13 protein-coding genes and 1 tRNA gene are annotated in these 20,777 nt (G+C 72.0%); 1 reads left to right on the top strand and 13 read right to left on the bottom strand.

The features are described from left to right. Window positions 1–6: 6 nt before the first annotated feature. From ACIBCM_RS04530 to ACIBCM_RS04510, 5 genes are all read right to left on the bottom strand, one after another. Entirely contained in the window at window positions 7–1,101 is a 1,095-nt protein-coding gene (locus tag ACIBCM_RS04530; protein ID WP_399240116.1) for a hypothetical protein, read from the bottom strand. Window positions 1,102–1,299: 198 nt separating this feature from the next. Beyond that, window positions 1,300–4,917, bottom strand: coding sequence for a hypothetical protein (locus ACIBCM_RS04525; RefSeq protein ID WP_399240114.1), 3,618 nt, complete (start codon window positions 4,915–4,917; stop codon window positions 1,300–1,302). 13 nt (window positions 4,918–4,930) lie between these two features. Next, entirely contained in the window at window positions 4,931–7,117 is a 2,187-nt protein-coding gene (locus ACIBCM_RS04520; RefSeq protein WP_399240112.1) for a hypothetical protein, read from the bottom strand. A 20-nt stretch (window positions 7,118–7,137) separates the two neighbouring features. Next, window positions 7,138–10,422 (bottom strand): DUF6603 domain-containing protein, encoded by a 3,285-nt coding sequence (locus ACIBCM_RS04515; protein ID WP_399240110.1) that lies wholly within the window; start codon window positions 10,420–10,422, stop codon window positions 7,138–7,140. Window positions 10,423–11,218: 796 nt separating this feature from the next. Next, window positions 11,219–13,462, bottom strand: coding sequence for an MMPL family transporter (locus tag ACIBCM_RS04510; RefSeq protein ID WP_399240108.1), 2,244 nt, complete (start codon window positions 13,460–13,462; stop codon window positions 11,219–11,221). Between the two features lie 259 nt (window positions 13,463–13,721). Between ACIBCM_RS04510 and ACIBCM_RS04505 the strand changes: the two genes are divergently transcribed. Beyond that, a complete protein-coding gene (locus ACIBCM_RS04505) occupies window positions 13,722–14,465 on the top strand; it encodes a TetR/AcrR family transcriptional regulator (protein WP_399240106.1) in 744 nt (247 codons plus the stop codon). A gap of 295 nt (window positions 14,466–14,760) precedes the next feature. On the opposite strand, the gene ACIBCM_RS04500 is transcribed toward ACIBCM_RS04505, so the two are convergent. The 8 genes from ACIBCM_RS04500 to ACIBCM_RS04465 all read right to left on the bottom strand — a co-directional run bounded on the left by ACIBCM_RS04500 (window position 14,761) and on the right by ACIBCM_RS04465 (window position 20,150). Then, window positions 14,761–15,141 (bottom strand): hypothetical protein, encoded by a 381-nt coding sequence (locus ACIBCM_RS04500; protein ID WP_399240104.1) that lies wholly within the window; start codon window positions 15,139–15,141, stop codon window positions 14,761–14,763. Between the two features lie 279 nt (window positions 15,142–15,420). After that, window positions 15,421–15,497, bottom strand: a tRNA-Pro gene (locus ACIBCM_RS04495). Between the two features lie 169 nt (window positions 15,498–15,666). After that, window positions 15,667–16,029 (bottom strand): MmcQ/YjbR family DNA-binding protein, encoded by a 363-nt coding sequence (locus ACIBCM_RS04490; RefSeq protein ID WP_399240102.1) that lies wholly within the window; start codon window positions 16,027–16,029, stop codon window positions 15,667–15,669. Window positions 16,030–16,179: 150 nt separating this feature from the next. Beyond that, entirely contained in the window at window positions 16,180–16,764 is a 585-nt protein-coding gene (locus ACIBCM_RS04485) for a GAF domain-containing protein (protein WP_399240100.1), read from the bottom strand. Window positions 16,765–16,774: 10 nt separating this feature from the next. After that, entirely contained in the window at window positions 16,775–17,368 is a 594-nt protein-coding gene (locus ACIBCM_RS04480) for a GTP-binding protein (RefSeq protein ID WP_399240790.1), read from the bottom strand. Between the two features lie 169 nt (window positions 17,369–17,537). Then, entirely contained in the window at window positions 17,538–17,915 is a 378-nt protein-coding gene (locus tag ACIBCM_RS04475; RefSeq protein WP_399240098.1) for a DUF742 domain-containing protein, read from the bottom strand. Beyond that, window positions 17,912–18,346 (bottom strand): roadblock/LC7 domain-containing protein, encoded by a 435-nt coding sequence (locus tag ACIBCM_RS04470; protein WP_399240096.1) that lies wholly within the window; start codon window positions 18,344–18,346, stop codon window positions 17,912–17,914. The genes ACIBCM_RS04475 and ACIBCM_RS04470 overlap by 4 nt, the downstream gene beginning before the upstream one ends. A 7-nt stretch (window positions 18,347–18,353) precedes the next feature. Next, a complete protein-coding gene (locus ACIBCM_RS04465; protein WP_399240094.1) occupies window positions 18,354–20,150 on the bottom strand; it encodes an ATP-binding protein in 1,797 nt (598 codons plus the stop codon). Window positions 20,151–20,777: the final 627 nt, after the last annotated feature.

The following is a 20,777-nucleotide window of genomic DNA, read 5'->3' as shown; positions in this document are numbered from 1 at the left end:
CGGTGGTCAGGGGGTGTACTCGCGCAGTGGGCCGGTGCCCAGGGGGAACCAGGTCAGGGAGGCGGTGAAGTCCTCCCCCTTGGAGACGACCCGGATCGTGGCGTCCTTCGGTACGGGGACGAAGAGGCTCGCCTCCTGGTTGTCGGTGCCGCCGCGCACGTCCCAGGACTGGGTGGCGAACTTCTGCCGGCGCAGCCCCGGCGGGGTGACGAGGACGGAGAGTTCGGCCATGACGTCGGTCCGGGTGGTCTTGACGTAGCCGGTCAGGACCCCGTCGGTGTCGGCGAAGTAGGTCATGGCCTCGCTCTGGGTGGAGACCGGGATCTCCTGGGCCTGTCCGAAGAGCCGGACCGTGCCGTTGGCGTCGAGGTCGCCGACCTCCAGATCGGGCACGTCCACCGTCACGGCGGTGGTCAGCCCGTAGGTGACGGGACGCCCGTCCTCGGTGGTGGAGGCCAGCAGCATGAAGGCGGTCGCCCGGGTCAGGGGGTGCGAGGTCCAGCTCCCGTTGCCGTCGCTGATGAAGCCGTTGACGGGGATCCGCTGGTCGTCGAAGAAGAGGTCGAAGTCGGGGCCCTCCCGGCACTTCCAGGTCAGGGTCACCGTCTCGCCGTTGGACACACCCGCCCTGTCGGGCCGGAAGTCCTCCAGGAGGGCGTCCGGGGCGGCCTTGGTCAGCCGGGCCCCGGTGACCGCCGTGCTCCGTACCGGTCCACCGGCCGCGGCGGTCTCGGCGATGTCCATGGTGACCGTGCCCGGGACACCGTCCACCACGATCCCGGCCAGGGTGAGCCTGATCCGGCCGCCGGGCGGCAGCGGGGTGCCGGGAGCGGCCGGGCGGAGCGCGAACACTCCGCCGCCCCGGTGCTCCGCCGCCCACGCGGGATCGTCGACCGTGGCGCTGATGTCCTCGGGCCGTGCGGTGAGGCTGCCGCGGCCGGTGCCGGAGGGGAGGGTGACGCTGACGGCCTCGCACACGGCGGGCTCCGGGCCGTCGTTGGTGACGACGACCTCGACGGTGGCACGGCCCTCCTGTGCTGCGGTGCTGATCCGCAGCGGGGAGGGGCTGGTGTGGACGCGATAGCCGAGGACGGTGGTCATGTGCTGCTCCCCTGGTGCTGTTCGCCGGGGCCGGAGTCGGTGGCCCGGTTCTCTCCCCCGGACTCCGCCCGGGGGGACCCCCACCGGGGCCCTGAGTGGGTGTCGGCGGTCGATCGTGCTCGGCCGCTCGTTCCCCGCGGCCTCCGCGCGTTCCCCTTTTCGACACCCACGTTTGCGACACCCACGGCCCGCTGCGGCTCACTCATCGTCGAGCGCCCCGCTGAGCTGGAGGAAGCCGAAGCGGGCGGCGGGGGTGGTGTCGCTGAGGGCGAGGGGGTCGTCGGGCCGGGCGAGGGGGCGGATGGTCCAGTCCCCGGTCCCACCGCTGCCGGGTGCCGGCTCGGCCCAGGACCAGGAGCCGCGCCACCCGGAGGGACCGGGCATGACCAGGTGTTCGACGGGCTCGGTGCCCTCCGCGCCGGGGATCTCCCGGGTGCCCGCGAGCAGCGGACCCATCCGGAACGCGAGCCGGACCCGGCCCAGCGGGGTACGCACCCAGGTCTCCGGCAGCTCCAGCCGGGCCACCGGCAGGATGTCGCTGACCGCGTGGACGGCGGCCCAGGGGTCGGCGAGCAGGGTCAGCCAGGCGGAGTCGGTGTCCTCGTCCGTACGGATGCCCTCGGGAGGATGATCGCCGGTCGCGGGGCGCGCCCGCAGGGCGATCTCGCGTCCGTCGATGGGGACGGTGTAGCCCGGGGCACCGGGGTCGGCACCGGGGCGATCGGGGTCGGGGGCGGGGTCGGATCCGTCGGCGGAGTCGGCGTCGGTGTCGGGCCGTTCGGCGACGGTGTGGAGCGTGGTGTAGTCGGTGCCGGTGAAGAATCCGGCGAGTCCGTCGCTGATGATGTCCCCGGCGCCCAGCCGGACGTTCCAGCGGTACTCGGTGAACTCGGGCTCGGAGGGGGAGAGGACCTCCTCCCAGGAGGACGCGGTCATCGCGGGCCCGTCGAGTTCCATCCGTACCCGACTGCGCAGCAGGGCCATGGGGCGTCCCACGAGGGCGGCGAGGCTGGTGTCCTCGCCCTGGGGGGCGGTCGCGGACAGGGCACTGTCGACGGTGGCGAGCAGGGCGTCGAAGGCGTCGGGTCCCCCGTCGAGCAGTCCGGTGACGAAGCCGTGGAGGTGGGGCAGGTCCTGCTGGAACTCCCGCCCGGGGGCGGTGTCGTCGCCGACCTCCGGGTACGGGGATCCGGGCAGCGGGTCCCAGTCGGTGGTCCGCCGGTGGCCGGTGTCGAGCACGGCCCTGATCTCGCCGAGCGCGGTGCCGTCCGGAGCGTGTACCAGCAGGGAGCCGGAGAGCCGGTTGGCGATCAGCCAGCCGCAGACGGGGGTGTCGCCGTCCGCCGCCTCGGGGCCGTCCTCGGCCTCGATCCGCCGGTGGTCGTCGAGGGCGGAGACGTAGTCGAAGCGGAGCCGGGCGGGCTGGAGCAGCCGGGGCGGCAGTTGGATGTAGCGGTACTCGTTCTCCTCGTTGACGGGGATGTCCGGGACGACGCTGTCGGCGCGCTTCACCTCGTACTGGAGCATGTTGTCGGGGCTGATGACGGCGAGGGAGCGGCCGAAGCGGTCGATGACGTGGAGCTGTTCGAAGGCGAGCTGTCCGGCGCGGACGGGGCGGAACTGTCTCGGCGACTCGCTCACCGGGCCGGGGTCCGGCACCTCGCTCAGCGGGACGCGGGAGCTGCTGGTGTCGACGAGTTCGGTACGGAGGTTGAAGGCGGGCGAGTGCTGGGCGAGCCAGAGGTTCACGCCGTCGATGCGCTGGGACAGCTCGTCGTCCTCGGCGGTGTTCTCCCTCAGGGCCGCCAGTTCGGCCACGGGCCCCCGGGGGTGGGTGCGGATGTGCTGGGCGAGCCGGGAGCGGGTGTTGAAGGGGAGCAGCGGATTGAGGAGGGCCCGTCCGGTGAGGGTGCTGGGGTCCACGGCGCCGGTGCCGTCCCAGGTGTAGCGGGTGCCGTCGAAGCTCCAGTGGTCCGCGCCCCCGCTGTGGTACGGGGTGGGGTGGCAGTCCGTCTTCCAGATGATGTGGAGCGGGGACCAGGGCTGTTCCCAGGGGCGGGTCCAGCGGGAGACGGTGCCCCGGACACGGGTCTCGGGGTCGGCGAGGGCCTGTTCCAGGTCGTCGCCGCTCAGGGCCGCCCGGTCGAGAAGGAAGAACTCCTTCAGCAGCTCGGCGATCACGTCCTGTCCGGGGAGTCCGCCGAGCTGGGGCGCGGGCGGCGCGGGCGGTGCCGGGGTCATGTCGCCGCCGATGACGACGCCGGTGACGGTCTCGGCGGCGGTACGGCAGTGCAGGGCGTCCTCGTCGGTGAGCTGGCGGTCGAGGCGGGCGCCCCGGACGACGACGGAGGGGTCGGGGGTGCTGTGGAAGGGGGGCTCGGGGCAGCGCTGGAGTTCGCGGTCGGGGGCGATGTTCCCGTCGGCGAACTCGGCGGTCTTCCGGGCCAGTTCCTCCGCCGTGTCGCCCCAGGGGATCTTCGAGCGCAGCCCGTCCGCGCCGAACAGCCCTTCGGCGGCGGTCCTCACCCGCGTGGCGAGGGAGTCCGTCGCCGCCGGGTCGAGCTGGGCGTCGCAGCGGGCGTCCCAGCCCTGGGGCCTGCTGCGGCGTCCGCGCAGCCACCACAGACCGTAGAGCCGGCGCTGGATGTGGGCGAGGTCGCGCAGGGCGGAGTCATGGGCGGACTGGGCCCTGTTGAGTCCGTCCAGCCACTCGCGCTCGGCCGCCCTCTCCCGTTCGGCGCGCTGTCGGCGCCGCTCGCCCGGGGGCCCGGGGCGGTCGACCACGCGCCAGCGGTAGCCGCCTTCCTCGGCGCCGAACCAGGTGCGGCGCAGGGCCTGGTCGAGGGCGGCCTCGCCGTCCTCGTCGAGCACGTCGAGGAGGTCGTAGCCGAACGCCTCCCAGAGCAGGGCCGCTTCGGGGTCGTCGAGGGCGGCGGGGGTGAGGGCGGTGGCGGCGTCGGGGGCGACATGGCCGACGGCGACGTCGATGGCGTTGATGTCGTCCGGTTTGCGGTCCGGGGTGGGCCGGTCGCCGTCGAGGTCCCAGCGCAGGCGCAGGGAGGTGCCCGCGCAGTAGGAGCGGGTGGGGGTGAGCGCGGGGTCGGTCGTGGTCCAGCGCAGGGTCTCCAGCCAGGCGCGGGCATCGCCGCCGGGAGGCGCGTGGAGGATGTCCCACTGGGGGTCGGAGTACCAGCCGACGACGGCGTAGCCGAGGAGGGAGGGTTCGGTGAGGCCAGTGAGCGGGTCGTGCAGGGAGAAGACGTTCTCGTTGTAGGGCTGGAAGGCGGAGAACGTGGGCAGCCCGGGGCCGACGGCGGTGAGGAACGGCGCCTCGGACACCCGTCCGTCGAAGGGCTCGGCGGTGATGGAGACGGCGCGGCCGATCCAGGCGGGCACCAGTGAGGGCGCCGTGGGGTCGAGGAAGGCGGAGGTGCCCTCGTCGTCGTCGAGGAAGTCGCTGTCGACGACCCAGCCGACGGCGGTGGGGGTCCGACCGGGTGCGTCGGCGGGGCGGCTGTAGCGGACGACCAGCCAGCGGTTGGGGACATGGCGGAAGCCGACCCGGCCGGCGGGTCCGTCCTGTTCTCCGCGCCGCAGTGCGTCGGGGAGCTGCCAGTGCACATGGGCGCCGAGGGCGGGTTTGTCGGAGGAGGCGCTGCCGAAGGGGTCGGGTTCGGGCTGTTCCCGCTGGTCGAGCCGTTCGAAGTCGGGGTACCAGCGGCGGAAGGGCTCGTTGGCGCGTACGCGTTTGTTCACCAGCAGCGTGTCCACCTGCACGGGAACGATCAGGGAGTTCGAGGAGGCGGGAGAGTCCATCTCGTACGGGTTCCTAACGTCGGCCGGGGGTGAAGGAGATCCGCTGCGGGGCGTTGACGAGTTCCACGGCGAGCGCCCCGGGCGACAGGTCCTGGCCGTCGGGGAGTTCGCCGAGGTCCCGCAGGGCGGCGGCCAGGGCGGGGACCAGCGGGTCGGGGCCCGCGGTGACGCTCAGGATCTCGGGGACGGAGCCGCCGTGGGAGGTCCGCAGAAAGCGGGTGATGTCGCCGTCGGCGGGGAAGGAGGCTTCCTCGCCGAGGGAATCGCCGACCGGTGGGGTGAGCCGGCGCAGTCCGATGCGGTCCGACTCGTCCACGCCGAAGTGGATCCCGGCGTGGGGCTCGCGGAACACGACCTCGTCGGGCACCCCGTCGATGAGGCAGAAGAGCAGATCGGGGCCGATGGTCCTGCGGTGGACGATATCGAGCAGCCCGGCCCCGGTGCCGAGGGGTTCGACGACGACCTCGGGCCAGCCGCGGACCAGCGCGGAACGCATCAGGAGGCCGGAGAGCGGGCGGGGGGCGTCGAGGGTGTCGTACGCCAGGCGGTTGACCACCTCGTCGAGGGTGGTGCCGATGCCGGTGCTGAGGACGCCGTCCCGCAGTGCGGCGCACCACCAGGGGTCGACATGGAAGAACCGCAGGCTCTCCGCGGGCAGCATCCGGGCGTCGGGCACCAGGTGGTGCAGGGGTGTCCGGGCGATCAGGGTCACCTGGTCGACGGTGTCGCGCAGTTCGGCGAGGGGCCGGTCGAGGGCCCGGAGCAGCGCGTCGTTCAGGGGCCCGGCGCGGAGTGCTCCGTTCCGTAGTTCGGTGGGCGAGGGGGGTCTGGGCACTCCCCCGCCCTGGCGGCGGGGCCTCCCCGCGGTGGCGGTTCCGGTGGTGCGTGCGGCCCGGTGGAGCCGTTCGCCGAGTCCGTCCTCGATCAGCCGGTGGAAGCGGTCGCGGGCCGGGTGGGCGCTGTCCGCGGCGAGCGAGACGGCGGTACGGGAGTGTGCCAGGGCCCGGGCCGCGATCCGGCGGGTCCGGGACCGGAACGAGGCCAGCGCGCTCGCCAGGGTGTCGTCGGCCAGGGTGAGGGACCGCCCGAGAGTGAAGGCCGACGCGTAGCCGACGTCGAGGACTCCGCTGTCGGTGAGGTAGATCAGGGCTTCGTCGGCGTGGCGCAGCGGGGTGTCGCCGATGCCGGGCGGCTGCCGGGGGACGACGGGGGTGAGCGGTCCCCGGTACCAGGCGAAGGTGCGCTCCCCCGAGGGCAGGACATGGCCGACGGGGGCGTAGCCCTGGGCGAGCCGGTCGGCGGCGGGGCCCTGCGCGGGCCGTTCGCCGGTGAGCCGGAGTCCGAGTCCCGCCGGGTCCTCGGCGAGTGCGCGGATGAGGGCGGCGAAGTGACCGCCCGCGTCGGGGACCGCCTCGAAGGACCAGGCGACGAGGGACACCATCCGGACGGTGTCCTGGGTGGGGCGGGCGCCGTCGAGATGGTCGGCGAAACCTTCGAGGGCGACGAGATGGGCGGCGTACCGTCCGGCGGTACGGGGGAAGCGGTTGGCCACGACGACGCCGTAGTCCCCGGTCTCCAGGATCTCCCCGGCGGGTCCCAGCACCCGGGCGGCCTGCCGGTCGCGGACCCTGCGCAGATGGCAGAGGTGGCGCAGTTCCTGCTTGCGCGGAATGAGGGCGGCGTAGACGTCGGCGGGGATGTCGACGGTGGCGCACTCGCTGTCGAGCAGTTCCTCCGGGACGCGGTTGATCTCGGGGGTGAGGACGGTGGGGTCGGTGTTCCGGACCACCTCGCGTACGGTCCGGGTGCGGGTGGTGGCCTGGGCCTTGGGGTCGTCGGGGAGTTCCTCCTCGGCGAAGAGCAGCAGCGCCAGCCAGGGCAGGGTGAGGTCGTCCGGGTCGGGGCTGCGTTCCCACGGCAGGATCAGCCGGTTGAGGGTGATGTGCGGCAGGACGTACTCGAAGGCACCGGACGCACCGGGCGCGGGGTGCAGGGCGTGGACGAAGGAGGCGTCCAGGGTGAACTGCGGGGCCCGGATCTCGAAGTCCTTCTGGACGGGAAGCAGGACGTCGTCGACTCCGGGGCCCTCGACGGTGTGTTCGAGGGCGGCGGTGTAGAGCCCGGCGGGGGCGGGGGCGATGTGGTCGTCGTGGAAGTGGACGGTGAACCGGGGGGTCTGTTCGGCGGTGGTCCCGTTCATGGCAGCTCCCGTGGCGCGCGTCAGATCGTCAGCGGTTCGGCGGTGAAGGTGCTCGCGGCACGGGCGGCGAAGCCGTCCAGGGCGTCGTGGTGGCCGGGAGGGGCGAGCCCGAGGGCCGTCAGCTCCGTGTGGAGGGCGTTCCGGGCGGGGACCGTGGTCGTGGCGACGGTGCCGGCGATGGTCGCGATGGGGGTGGGTGTGCCCCCCTGCCAGCGCTCGGGCACGGGCCCGGTGGGCGGGTCGGCGGGGGTGACGGGCAGGGCGTCGCTGGGCGCCAGGTCCTCGTGGCCCAGCGAGACGTCCGTCATCTCGCCGGGGGTGGGCCCGTCCTGGGGCGGCGGTACGACGACGGTGAGCCCGAGGAGCTGACCGGGGACGAGGGACTCGTGGGTGTGTGACTCCTCGGGCTCACCCGCGCCCCACAGCGCCTTCGGTACCGCGGAGGTGTCCTCCGTGATGATCCAGCCGCGGGCGTGGGGGTCGAAGGGACGGTCGTCCAGGGTGACGGTCAGGGTGTGCAGGGAGTCGACCCCGGTGACGTCCATGGGCCGGATGTCGAGGGGCTTGCCGTCGACGGTCTTCGTCCCGGCGGTGGCCTGCGACGCGGGGACGGCGGTGGTGGTGGAGAAGGAGAAGCCGTCGGCGGAGACGACCCAGCGTTCGTCCCCGGCGGCCAGGCGGCGGGCGCGGACGGACTCCTCTTCGGGGAGGATGCCGCTGAGCGGGGTGATACGCAGCATCTGGTCCCGGGCGGGCAGTTGTTCCCGGAACTCGTCCCAGGAGACCGGGGGCGGGGACTTCCGGGCGCTCGCGCCGAAGGAGACGTCGAAGTCGATGCACCAGAGGTGGACGGTGGCGATGCCGCCGACGCGCGGGCCCCACAGGTCGAGGTCGACGCCGACCTCACCGCGGACGGTGAAGAGCCACAGGTCCACCGAGAAGCCGATGCGGACGCCGATGCCGAGCCGGAAGTAGAACGGCTTCCACTGGATCAGGGCGTCCAGCCGGGCGGTGAGCCAGGCGTCCACGATGCCCGAGTGGAAGGCGACCTCCAGCCGTCCGCCCGCCATCAGCGCGGAGGGGGTGAGGGCGCAGTACGCCTCTCCCCGGACGGTGACGACGTCGGAGATGCCCCAGCTGAAGCCGAGCCTGGGGACGACGGGGTAGTGCGCGGGCGGGTCGAAGTCTTGGTGGTAGCCGCCGAGGCTGAAGACGAAGTCCCCGGCGTGGGGACCGGAGAACCAGGTGCGGTAGGCGAGTCCGCCGGTGAGGCGGCAGTCCGGGTCGAGGACGAAGGACTCGGGGGTGAGTTCGGCGGCGAGCGCGAGCATGCCGTCGCGCGAGGTGTAGAGGGCCTGGAGCGCGAGCTGGATCCGGGCGAAGACGGGGCCGCTGCCGCGTCCGAGGGGGAAGGAGGCGGTGGCGAGCCCGAGAACGGCGACGGTGAAGTCGTCGCCGAACTCCACCAGGGCGAGGGCCTGGGCGTCGACCATCCGGAACACGGTGAAGTCGATACCGAGGGCGAACCAGATCCGCCCGGATTCGGGAGTGATCCAGGGAGGTCTCCCGCCGGTGCCGTCGAGCAGGGAGTCCAGGACCTCCAGCGGGGGCCTGGCCTCGCCGCCCTGGGCGAGTTCGGCGACGAACGGGAAGTACGGGGTGTCGGCGGGGGCGGGCACCCGTACGGAGCTGTTGTAGCCGAACCCGGCCGCGATGCCGCGCACCTGGAACGGGGGCGGGCCGAGGCCGGAGCGCCCGCCGAGCACCCCGTAGAGGAAGAGGGAGGGGAAGCCGCCCTCGGCGCGGGCGTAGGCGCCGAGGACCTTGATGCTGACGACCTTGGCCTCGATCACCGCCATGCCCGCGAAGAGCTGCTCGTAGGGCGGCTCGGACTGTTTGGCGAGGAAGGCTCCGGCGATCTTGACGGGGGGCCGGTCGTAGGCGAGCCCGAGACCGCTCAGAACGGGGGTGAACTTCCAGTCGCCGTCGCCGCGGTCGACGCGGACGGTGAAGCCGAGCCCGGAGGCGCCGAGTTCGATGCCCCCGGCGTCGAGGGTCGCGTCGACGGTGATCCTGACGGTGCCGTCGGCGTAGCCGAGGGAGATCTCGGAGATGCGCAGCGGGCCGAAGACGGCGTCGACGGGGAGGGATGCCTTGGCGGGCTCGGGGGCCTCGTCGTCCGCGGCGATGGCCGGGAGTCCCGGCGGCGTGGCGGGTACGGGCGCGAAGGGCGGCGGGACCGGGCCGGGGCCGGTGCCGGGCTTCCGGCGTCGCAGCGGATAGACCAGGCCGTAGTTCTTGGTGGTGAGGGCGATGCCGCCGGTGACGGCGACGGAGGCTCCGGCGGTCAGGTCGCGTGAGGGCAGTCCGAGGTCGACGCCCACGTTGCCCAGCAGTTCGTTGACGGCCTTCACCTTGCGGGTCTTCATCGGGGCGGAGAGATGGAACGCCTGGAGTCCGGCGAAGACGAGGTCGTCCTCCAGGGGGATGTGTTCGCCGACGGTGGGCAGGTCGGCGAGACCCGCCTCGTAGACGCCCTGGAGCAGGACGGTCCGCAGCCGCCGCCCGGTGCCGATGGCGGCCCGCTTCTGGGGCAGGGAGGCCCAGGCCAGCTGGACGTACTCGGTGCGCGCGCTGAGGACGACGGCGCGCTTGCGCTTCTCGTAGGCGAAGGCGACCTGGTGGAGCGAGGGCACCAGCGCGGGCGGGAGTTCGGCGGGGGCGGTACCGAGGGCGTCGGCGATGTCGTCCCAGGACAGGCCCTCGTCGGAGGACCAGTCGCCGATGATGGTGCCGCCGTCGTAGGTGGCGGTGAAGAGCATCTCCTTCTCCCCGCCGGCGAAGGGCAGGGACAGTGCGGCGGAGAGCTGGACGCCGACGGTGAGGACGAGATGCGGGGTGAGCCCCGGGTCCTCCTCGTCCTCCTCGTCCTCCTCGCCGTCGGAGTGCGGGGCAGGGCTCTTGGTGCTCTGTGCGGCGGATGCGTCGGGTGCGGCGGCGGCCTCGTCGTCCGACGACGGGAGGGTGAAGTCGAGGCTGACCCCGGTCACCGTCTGCGTGCCGTCGACGGTGAACGCCACGACCACGGGGCAGGGCCCGTCGACGAGGGTGAAGGAGAGCGTCCCTTCGACGGTCAGGTTCCCCCGGTCGGGGATGGATCCCCCGACGGTCAGATCCGACGACTGGAGCCAGGTCGCGAGCAGTTCGGGCACGCCTCCCAGCTCTCTGAGCCGGTCGAAGGGGATGCCGAAGTCGTCGTCCGAACCGGGAAAGAGATCAAGCAGTTCCTGGAGTGAGAGGGCCATGAGCTCCCCGAGTGTCGAGGTGGTGGTGAGGCCGGCCGGAATCATGGCACGGTCGGCGATCCCCTCGGCCGGGAAAACCAGACGGTAAGTCGCTAAACACGTCCTTCCGGCCAATCACGGGGCCCTTCCGACATCAGCCGGGATAGAGCGATTCCACACCTTCGCCCCGGGTCGGGGCCACCACCGTCCCGCGGCTTCCGCCCGGACGCACGGCGCTCAGGACGCGGCGGCGTCTCCTGGCACCGTACGGCGGCGGCCGGGACCGCCTATGTCAACGGCGACTTCGGCAAGCCGACTGCCCCATAAGGAGTTTGACGCGTTGTCATTCACCAGAACGTGAACCTCCGGTGCCGGTGCCGCGTACCGGCGGGCCCGTCACCGGCCGCATACGGCACCCCTCGGGCGCCCCGCGCGGGGGCCCGGATGCGCCCCGCGCGGGGCACGCACCCGGGACGGCCGACACCCCGGTTCTGATGCGCCGTCACCACCACGGCCCTCTCCCCCTGGACGGACGTTGTCCGGGGTCGCGTACGGGCGACCGCCCGGTGCGGGAAGCCCGCGCGGACACACCAGAGGCCGCCGTGCCCATCTCCGTACCACCGCCGGATCGCGCGGTCCCACCACGGAAGTACGGAACTCCACCCGGTGCGGGGGTTCCAGGACAGGGGCGCGCGGATGGCCGCCGGACACTCCGGTGGAACGCGCACCCCACGCCGTTGCCTTCGGCAGCCGCGCTCCGGCAATCGCGCGAACCGGCTGCCTCCGCGCTCCGCGGCGTGGGGCGTCGTCCGGCCGGTCAGACCCTGGTCGAGTCCTTCGCGCACGGCGACCCGGTCACGGGCTCCGGCGCGGCCGCGGGGCGGGGCACGGGGCCGCCCTCGCCGAGTCCGTACCGCTCGTGGAACCGGCGCAGGAAGCGGGGCGCGTACCAGGCCGAACGGCCCAGCAGGCGCATGGCGGCGGGGACCAGGACACCGCGTACGGCTACGGCGTCGATGAGGATGGCCAGCCCGCTGCCCAGCCCGAACATCTGCAGGAAGCTCAGTTCGGCCGTCCCGAAGGCGAAGAAGGACACGGCGAGCAGCAGGGCCGCCGCGGTGACGATGCGTCCCGTGTGCCCGAGGCCCTTGGCCACGGCGGACTCGTTGTCCTCGCCCAGATCGTGGAGTTCCTTGATCCGGCTGGTGACGAACACCTCGTAGTCCATCGAGAGACCGAAGGCGACGCAGAACATCAGCACGGTCATGGACACATTCATCGGCTGCGCCGTGAAACCGAGCAGGGAGGAGAGGTTTCCGTCCTCGAAGATCCAGGTCATGACGCCGAGGGTGGCGCCGAGGCTGATCAGATTGAGCAGCAGCGCACGCAGCGGCTGCACGACACTTCCGGTGAAGAGGAAGAGCAGGACGAAGGTGGTGAGGGCGACCAGGAGCACCGCGAGCGGGAGCCGATCGGCGATGGAGTCCTTGGAATCGACCAGTACGGCATCGACTCCGCCGACCAGCGCGCCGGATCCGTCGGGCGGGGAGACCGCCCTCACCTTCTCGACCAGGCGCTGGGCCTCGTCCGACTTCGGTGACAGGGCGCTCACCACATTGATCCGCTGGGCGTCGGGCCGGCCGAGGGCGGAGTTGGCCCGGCCGGCCGCCGCGGGCCGTCCGTCGGTGTAGTTTCCGGCGCTGGTCTCGACGCGGGCGACTCCCTCGAGTCCGGACAGCGCGACGGCGTAGGACTCCAGGGGGGCCTTTGCCAACGGTCGGTCGACGACCACGTGGAGGGCCGCTTCGTCGTTGCCGTTGAAGTTCTTCTCCAGTACCGACGCGACCTGGCGGCTCTCGGCGCCCTCGGGAAGCACGCGTTCGTCCGGTGTGCCGAAGGTGATGCCCAGCAGCGGGCTCGCCGCGAGGAGCAGCACCGCGAGTACGGGCAGCGCGGTCAGGGCGGGTCGGCGCATGACGGTGCGGGCCAGCCGTCCCCACACGCGCCCCCGGTTCTCGGAACGCCCCGGGTTCACCCACGGCAGCCGCCCGCTGTTGACCCGGTGCCCCAGGACGACGAACAGGGCCGGCATCACGAACAGGGTGCTGACGGCGGCGATGGCGACGACACCGATCCCGGCGTATCCGAACGAGCGCAGGAAGTACTGGGGGAACACCAGGAGTGCCCCGAGCGCGGCGGCCACGGTGGCCGCGGAGAAGGCGACCGTGCGGCCCGCGGTGCCCACCGTCCGCCGGACGGCGTCCTCGACGGTCTCCCCGGCCGCGAGCTGCTCCCGGAACCGGCTGACCATCAGCAGGGCGTAGTCGATACCGAGGCCGAGGCCCAGTGCGGTGGTCAGGTTGATCGAGAAGACCGAGACGTCGGTGACGCTGCCGAGCACGAACAGCTCGGCGAACGTGCCCATGACGGCGATCAGTCCGATCACCAGCGGCAGCAGCGCCGCGACCATGCTGCCGAAGACGAGGAGCAGGAGTACGAGGGTCAGGGGCACGGCGATGGCCTCGGCCAGGATGAGGTCGTCGCCCACCTGGGTTCCCATCTCGTCGCCCACCGCGGCGGCGCCGCCCGCCCGGACCGTCAGGACGTCTCCGTACGTTCCCGTATAGGTGTCGAGGATGGTCTTGGCGTTCTCGCCCTGCTCCGTTTCGTCGCCCTTCACATGGGCGAGCACCAGCGCTTCGCGGCCGTCCTCGGAGCGGAGATCGGGGTTTTCCGCGTCCCAGTACGAGATCACGTTCTCCAGTTGCCGCTCCTTCTTGAGGTCGGCCACCAGGGCCCGGCCGTTCCGCTCGGCGTCCGGGGCGTCGACCCGGCCCTCGGGGGCACGGACCAGCAGGACGAGGTTGGTCTCCCCGCCGAACTTCTCGTCGATGACCTTCCCCGCCCTGGCGGACTGCGAGGCCGGGTCCTCATAGCCGCCTTCCAGCAGCTTGCCGAACGCGCCGGTGCCGGCGACGCCCATCAGGGCCACAGCCACGACGGCGATGACGAGTATCAGCCGGGGCCGGCGAATCACCAGTTCGGCTATGCGTTCAAACACGCGTGATCTCCCTTGTGCACACGGATGGTGAGAGCCCGGCGGACGGGATGGGCCAGGTGGAGTCGGGCAAGGGCGGAAGCGGGCGCGGGTGGTGGCTCCGCGGAACCCCTCCACCGCGTCGGAGGCAGACGCGCTGTCGCTTTCCTCGCCGCCGCTTTCGACGCTAGCGGGGGACCAGAAAATTTGGCAGTGTTAAATTTTTCTCACAGTCCACAACTTTCTGATGACTCTCCAGAAGCTGCCGTCGTAGGGTCGCCGTATGCCTGCGGAAGAACAGGTGACGGCCCGGCGCTCCCTGCGCGAGCGACGCCGGGCGGCCGCCACTCAAGAGATCCTGAACGCCGCCGAGCGCCATATCGTCGAGAGCGGTCCGGCCGCCCTGTCCCTGCGGGCGATCGCCCGGGACCTCGGGATGACCGTCCAGGCGCTGTACCACTACTTTCCGAGCTGGTCCGATCTCGTCACAGCGCTCATCACCAAGGCGTACGACGACCTGGCCGACGCCGTGCAGGCCGCCGTCGACACGGCGGCGGCCCCGGCCCCGGACCCGTCGCGTGTCCTGGTCGCGATCGAGGAGTACCGCCGATGGGCCGTCACCCACCCCGAGCGGTTCCAACTCATCTACGGAACGCCGCTGCGGAAGTACGCGGCACCCGCCAACGGGCCGACCACCCAGGCGATGATCCGGATGAGCGCGATCTTCCAGCGGGAGATGTTCGACGGGTTCACCACCGCTCAGCTGGAAGCAGCGGACGCCTCCGCTCTCTCACCCTCGCTGCGGAGCCATCTGGAACAGCTGCCGCCGCACGGTCTGGGAGCGCTGCCGCCGCCCGCCGCGGCTCTCCTCCTGAGTGCGTGGGGGCATATGCACGGTCTCGTCGTCCTGGAAGTGTTCGGGCACACCTCCTTTCTCGGCGGGCACCAGGCCGAGCTCTTCCGCATCGGGGTACGGAATCTGGTGAAGGACGTCCACAGCCGGATTCCCGACGCCGACCAGGTGTGACGGCCAGGAGCCCCTCGTCTCCCAGAGTGCCCTGGCGGGTGAAGGGCCTCCGCCGCCGACCCGGCCGCGCCGCCGACACCCGGCCTTTCGCTCGACCCGCTCGGGGATCACGGTCCGAATACCCGCCCACGCAGGGCCGGACCTCCCGTGACGAGCACACCAGGTCCACGACAGCCGAGGGAGCGTCACGACCCTTCTGCGCGACGGACCTTCTCCCCGCGCCCACCCGGTGGAGCGTCACCGTCCACTGATTGATGGTCCGTCATCCGAGCCCGTGGGGATGCCGGCCCGTCCGCTACCGGGAAGGCCCTCCGCGCTCCTCGTCAAGCGCGCCGCGCAGTTCGACCGCCCGTTCGGCCAGCCAGTCGAGGTAGGGCTCGGGCGTTTCCTCCGCCGGGCTGCCGAACCAGAGATCAGCGGAGTGCTGCAACGTGCGGGCTGCCCAATCCGGTCGTTCGGCCAGAACTCTCTCGACACAGTCGACGACGTCGGAGGCCCACCAGGCGGCGTTGCGGACCCTGATCCTGAATACTTCCAGGGCTTCGTCGTCGGGTGTTGTGCGCCAGAGGTCGTCGCAGAGTTCGCTGAAGAAGAGGGCCGGGTTCTGCTCCCGCCATTGATGATCCTGTTCGATCTCCCGGAGAATGCGCCAGCCGAGTTCACTGCTCTCGCTCATCTGCGACCTCTCTCCCATCGCCGGCCAAGCGCTGTGGATGAACCGTCCCTGGTGTGCCGGCTTGCCCGGCAGGATGCGAACCCCCGGTGCCGATCGGAGTTCCCCGGTCGGCAGGAGGAGGAGCCCGGACGCGTCGGTGCCCTGAGGGTGAGGCGGTCGACGGGTCCAGACCATGTCCCCGGCGGCACCCCGCAGACACCGCTGGGCCCACTGGTCCCCACGAGCAACCGAAAGGCGGTACCCGATACCTCCGATACCGCCTGCGACCTGCGAAAACGCTGGTCGGGACGACAGGATTTGAACCTGCGACCCCTTGACCCCCAGTCAAGTGCGCTACCAAGCTGCGCCACGTCCCGATGCCCGTCTGACCTGGGGTTTCCCCGGGCCGAACGCGCATGAGAACAATACCGCACTCCGAGCGATGGTCACGAACCGCTTTCCGGGCGCGGCCCTCACGGCGGGAGAGTCCGGCCCCGGCCGTGGGAACGGCGGCCGGGGTCGGAGAAGAGGCGGCGCGGAAGGGCTTCAGGCGGGTCGCTCCGCGAGGTCGGGATGCGCGGTCAGGAGCTTGCGCGGAGCCGCCTGGCGCCAGGAGTCGAGGAGGATCGCGAGGAGTTCCTCGTCGTCCTCCACAGCGGAGAGCCTCACTCTCAGCCAGTCGTAGTTGTCGTCGTGGCCGGCGCGCAGAAAGAACTTCTCCGGCTCGGCTGCGATCAGCTCGGCACGCTCCTCCTTGGGGCACTTCACCCCCATGACCCGGTCCTCGTCGTCGAGGGAGGCGAAGATACGCCCACCGTCCACACGGAACGTGGGCATGCCCCAGGCGAGCTTCTCCAGGGCGCCGGGCAGCGAGAGCGAGAGTCTGCGGACATCATCGGCGGTGACCATGGGAACGACGGTACGGCGTGGCACTGACACTCGCCCTCGATCCGCCGGAGGAGGGCGCCCTCCTCCTGTGCCGGTAGGGCCTGACTGCCCCGCCGGGACGCCGGGACGGCCCGGCCCCGCACGGGGAACGGGGCCGGTGGCACGGTGCGGTCAGATCGTGCCGTCCTCCCGGCGGTGGATCCGCTCGACCAGTTCCCCCGCCATCGACTTGATGGTCTCCAGGCCCGCCCTGCCCCACGGCCGGGGCTCCGTGTCGACGACGCAGATGGTGCCGAGCGCGATGCCCGTACGGTCGATGAGCGGCGCCCCGAGATAGGAACGGACGCCGATCTCGTCGACGACCGGATTCCCCGCGAAGCGCGGATAGTCGCAGACGTCCTCCAGCACCAGCGCCTTGCGCCGCACGATCACATGCGGGCAGAACCCCCGGTCACGGGTCAGGACCCGGTTGTCCGAGCCGCGTCCCGCCGCCGCGGCGGCCGCCGAGGTGCTCAGATCGCTGCCGCTGTGCGTACCGGCCGGAGTGTGCAGTCCGGCGAAGAACTGGCGGTTCTCGTCGATGAAGTTGACCATGCCGTACGGAGCGCGGGTCGCCCGGGCGATCCGCTGCGCGAACTCGTCGAAGAGGGGGTCCGGGCGGTCTCCGAAGCCGAGTTCCCGCAGCCGTCTTACCCGCTCCGGCGCCTCCCGGTCGACAGGGGTCAGCAGCAGCGTGCCGGACGGCCCGTACCTCATAGGACGCTCCTCAACTGGGCGCCGGAGCCGGGGCCGCGGCGGTGAGCAGATGCTGGACGAGGGTGACCAGGGTCCGGATGCCGGAGCTGGCGACCCGGGCGTCGCACAGCACCACCGGCACCTCGGGCCTGAGGTCTATGGCCGCCCGGACCTCCTCCGGCTCGTAGCGGTAGGCGCCGTCGAACTCATTGACCGCGACGGCGAATCCGATGCCCCGCCCTTCGAAGAAGTCCACGGCGGAGAAGGAGTCCTCCAGACGCCGGGTGTCGGCGAGAACGATCGCGCCGAGAGCACCCGCGCACAGTTCGTCCCACAGGAACCAGAAGCGCTCCTGTCCCGGGGTGCCGAAGAGATAGAGGACATGGTGTTCGCCCAGGGTGATCCGGCCGAAGTCCATGGCGACCGTGGTGGTCGACTTGTACTCGACGCCCTCCAGCCGGTCCGTTCCCGCACCGGCCCGGGTCAGCAGCTCCTCGGTGCTCAGCGGCTCGATCTCACTGACGGCCCCCACGAAGGTGGTCTTGCCCACGCCGAAGCCCCCGGCGATGAGGATCTTCAGCGCCGTGGGGAAGGGGTCGGCCCGTAAGGCGGAGCCGTTCGCCACCGTGCTGCGCGCCGGGACGCGGTCGGCCACGGAGCCCGCGGACACGGCGGTACCGGTCACCGGGGTGCTCACCAGCAGGCCGTTGTCCACCGGAACGCCCCCCGCCGAGCCGTCCACGGGGGCACTCCCCGCGGCGCCGTTCACACGGGAGACGTCGTCCGCGCCGTCTTCAGAGCCGTCGTCGTAGGCCATCGAGCACTGCCTCCAGCAGAGAGCGATCGGTCGGAGTGTCAGGGGGTCGGGGAGCGCGCGCCGTGATCGCGCCGCAGTCCAGGAGGTCGGCGAGCAGCACCTTGGTGACCTGGGCGGGGAGCCTCAGATGCGCCGACAGCTCGGCGACCGAGGTCGGCCCCGGGCAGAGTGCCAGCGCGTGCGCGTGCTCGGGTCCGAGCGGTGTCCGGGGCGTGCTTCCGGTGGCCATCACCAGGGAGAGCAGATCCAGTTCCGCCGTGGGGCGGGTCCGGCCGCCGCTGACCGTGTAGGGGCGGATCAGCCGACCCGCCGCCTCGTCGAGCAACGGCCGGTCGAGGGAGGCCGGAAGGGTCACGGTCCGGCGACGCCCGCCGCCCCGGTCCCCAGCCTGGCCGGGGTGGACAGATACGGCCGTACGCTCTTGACCAGCATCGCCATCTCGTAGCCGAGTACGGAGGCGTCCGCTTCCCGGCCCGCGAGCACGGCGAGACAGGTGCCGGATCCGGCGGTGGAGACGAACAGCAGGGTGGTGTCCAGTTCGACGACGACCTGGCGTACCTCCCCGCCGTCGCCGAAGCGCGCTCCGGCGCTGCGGCCGAGGGAGTACAGCCCGGAGGCCAGTGCCGCCATATGGTCGGCGGCGTCGGGCTCCAGGCCGTGGACGGATTTCACCAGGCCGTCGGAGGAGAGCAGTACCGCGTTCCGGGTGTACGGCACACGCTGGACCAGACCGCTGAGCAGCCAGTCGAGGTCCGGGACATGACCGTTCGGGGTATCGCTCGCCATGGGGTGTTTACTCCTCGGTGGTGTTGTCGTGGCGGTGCGGTTCGGGTTGCGGACCGGGGGCCTCCCGGCGCGGCTGGGCGGCCTCGGCCAGGCCGATGCCCCGCTGGAAGGCGGCCATCAGACCGGGGTCGTGAGCGGTGTACTCGTCGGGGCTCCGGGGCCCCGGCCGTTCCCTGAGCTGCGGAACGATATGTTCCTGGCTGCGTCGCCTGGGGAGTTGGGGCCGGCCCGCCTGGCCTCGTACGGCTCCGGTGGGTGCCTGCGGTGGCCCTGGGTGCCCGGTGGGACGGCTCTCCGGTTGCGGCGGCCTGGTGGCGCCGGGGCCGGTGGGCGCGGGGTGAACGGGACCGGTGGGCGCGGGGTGGGCGCGGTCGGTGTGTTCGGCGCGTACGGGCAGCGGGCCCGGGGCCGCGGTGGTGCTGTGGGTGGTGTGCTGGGTGTGGGGGATGTGCTGACTCTGCGGGGTGTGGGGGGTGCCCGGGTTGTGGGCTGTCCGCCGGGGCCCGGGGTGCTGGGCCGGCGGCGGGGGCGGAGACGGCGGCTGATACCGCCGGGGTTTCGGCTGCGGCGCGGGTGCCTTGGTGTGGGCCGGGGGCGCGAGGGGCGTCTGCCCGATCGAGGTCCGCGCCCTGCGGGTACGGCCGGAGGCGGGCGTGATGTCCTGCTGGAATCCGCCCGTTTCGGTGCCGAGCAGTGTCTGCGGCAGTACGAGGATGGCCTGGACACCGCCGTAGATGTTCGACTGGAGCCGGACCGCGATGCCGTGTCTGCGGGCGAGCGCCGAGACGACGAAGAGTCCGATGCGGCCGTCCTGGAGCATTTGGGCGACATTGACCTGGTCGGGGTCGGCGAGCAGGGCGTTCATCCGGGTCTGTTCGCCGAGGGGCATCCCGAGCCCTCGGTCCTCGACCTCGACGGCGAGCCCGGCCGTGACGTGCTGGGCGCGCAGCAGCACCTGGGTGTGCGGGGCGGAGAACAGGGTGGCGTTCTCGACGAGTTCCGCGAGCAGATGGATCACATCGGCGACGGCGTGGCCGCGCAGGGTACCGGCGATGGGCGGTACGAGTTTGACCCGGGGGTACTGCTCGACCTCGGCGATCGCCGAGCGCAGCACCTCGGTCATGCTGACCGGGTTGGACCACTGCCGCCGGGAGACCGCGCCGCCGAGCACGGCGAGGTTCTCGGCGTGGCGGCGGATACGGGTGGCGAGATGGTCCACATGGAAGAGGCCCTTGAGCAGGTCGGGGTCCTCGACCTGGTTCTCCAGTTCGTCGAGGAGCTGGATCTCGCGGTGGACCAGCGACTGGAGCCGCCGGGCCAGATTGACGAAGACCTCGACCTTCTGCTCGTCGCCGGCCGCGCTGGAGAGCTGTGACGCCGTGACGACGGCGGTGACCGCCGATTCGTGCGAGCGCCCCAGCTCCTGGGCCAGCAGGTCGAATTCGTCTCCGTCCGGTGCAGCCGTGAACGGTGTACGCGCGATGGGCGGTCCCTCGCCGCGCCGGAGCCGTTCGACCGTGGCGAGCAGCTCCGCCCGGTCCCGTTCGCTGGCACGGCGGAGGGCCCCGCACCGGTTGAGGACCGAGGTGGCGAGCCGGTCCGCGCCCATCGCCGCGGCGGCGACGGCCGCCACGCCCAGCGCCGCCGACCCGGTGAGCACGGCCCACAGAGCCGCGGTCGGCCGGGGAGCCGTCTCCCGTACGGTGAAGATCACCGCGGCGGCACCGCTGAGCGCGATGACCAGGGTGGGCAGGACGGCCGCGCGCAGCAGCTGTGGACGTAAACGTGGGTCCGGCGGCGGCACGGGGCACGGTCTGCCCGCCGGTGCGGTGGGGCGGGTGCCCGGCCGGCCGTGCCGCCCGCCCTCACGACGGTTGGGCCGTGGGGCGGGTGGGCGTAGGTGAGACATCTGCGTCCTTGGTACGGGGTGTCCCCGGGTTCGGCGTACGGCGTATGACGTACGGCGTTCAGCGCGTGCGAGTCGGTCCCGGGCCCGGCCCCGCGCCTCGACGTCGGTTCGGCGCCGGGGAGATGAGCCCGTTGTTGATCACTGGCCACACACGGTAGTCGCCGGAAAGGTACGTGCGTCGGGCAGTTGACAAACTTGCCCGCCATTCGTCCCGCTCTGGTATGAGGCTTCGCACTGGAGCGCGAAACACCGGGTTACCGCCGGGTACATGCACATCGCATCGGAAGATGTACGCGATCGGGGGAAGGGCGGCCCGAATGGCCGGAACCGGGGGCCACGGACGGTAGGGCGGGGTGCCCGCCCCGCGCTGTGCGAGGTGCCGGTCCCGTCGTGGGGCGCCGCCCCGCCATGGGCAGTCCGTGCGCCGGAACGCCCGGCGGGGGCACGCTCCCCACCTACGCCAGTACCGCCCGGTTCCAGGGCGCTGAAACCAGCGTGAAACCGTGCTGAATGGGCCCTGCC

The organism is Streptomyces sp. NPDC051018 (assembly GCF_044456085.1).
Taxonomy (GTDB): Bacteria; Actinomycetota; Actinomycetes; order Streptomycetales; family Streptomycetaceae; genus Streptomyces.
This window is presented reverse-complemented; position numbering and strand designations above follow the sequence as displayed.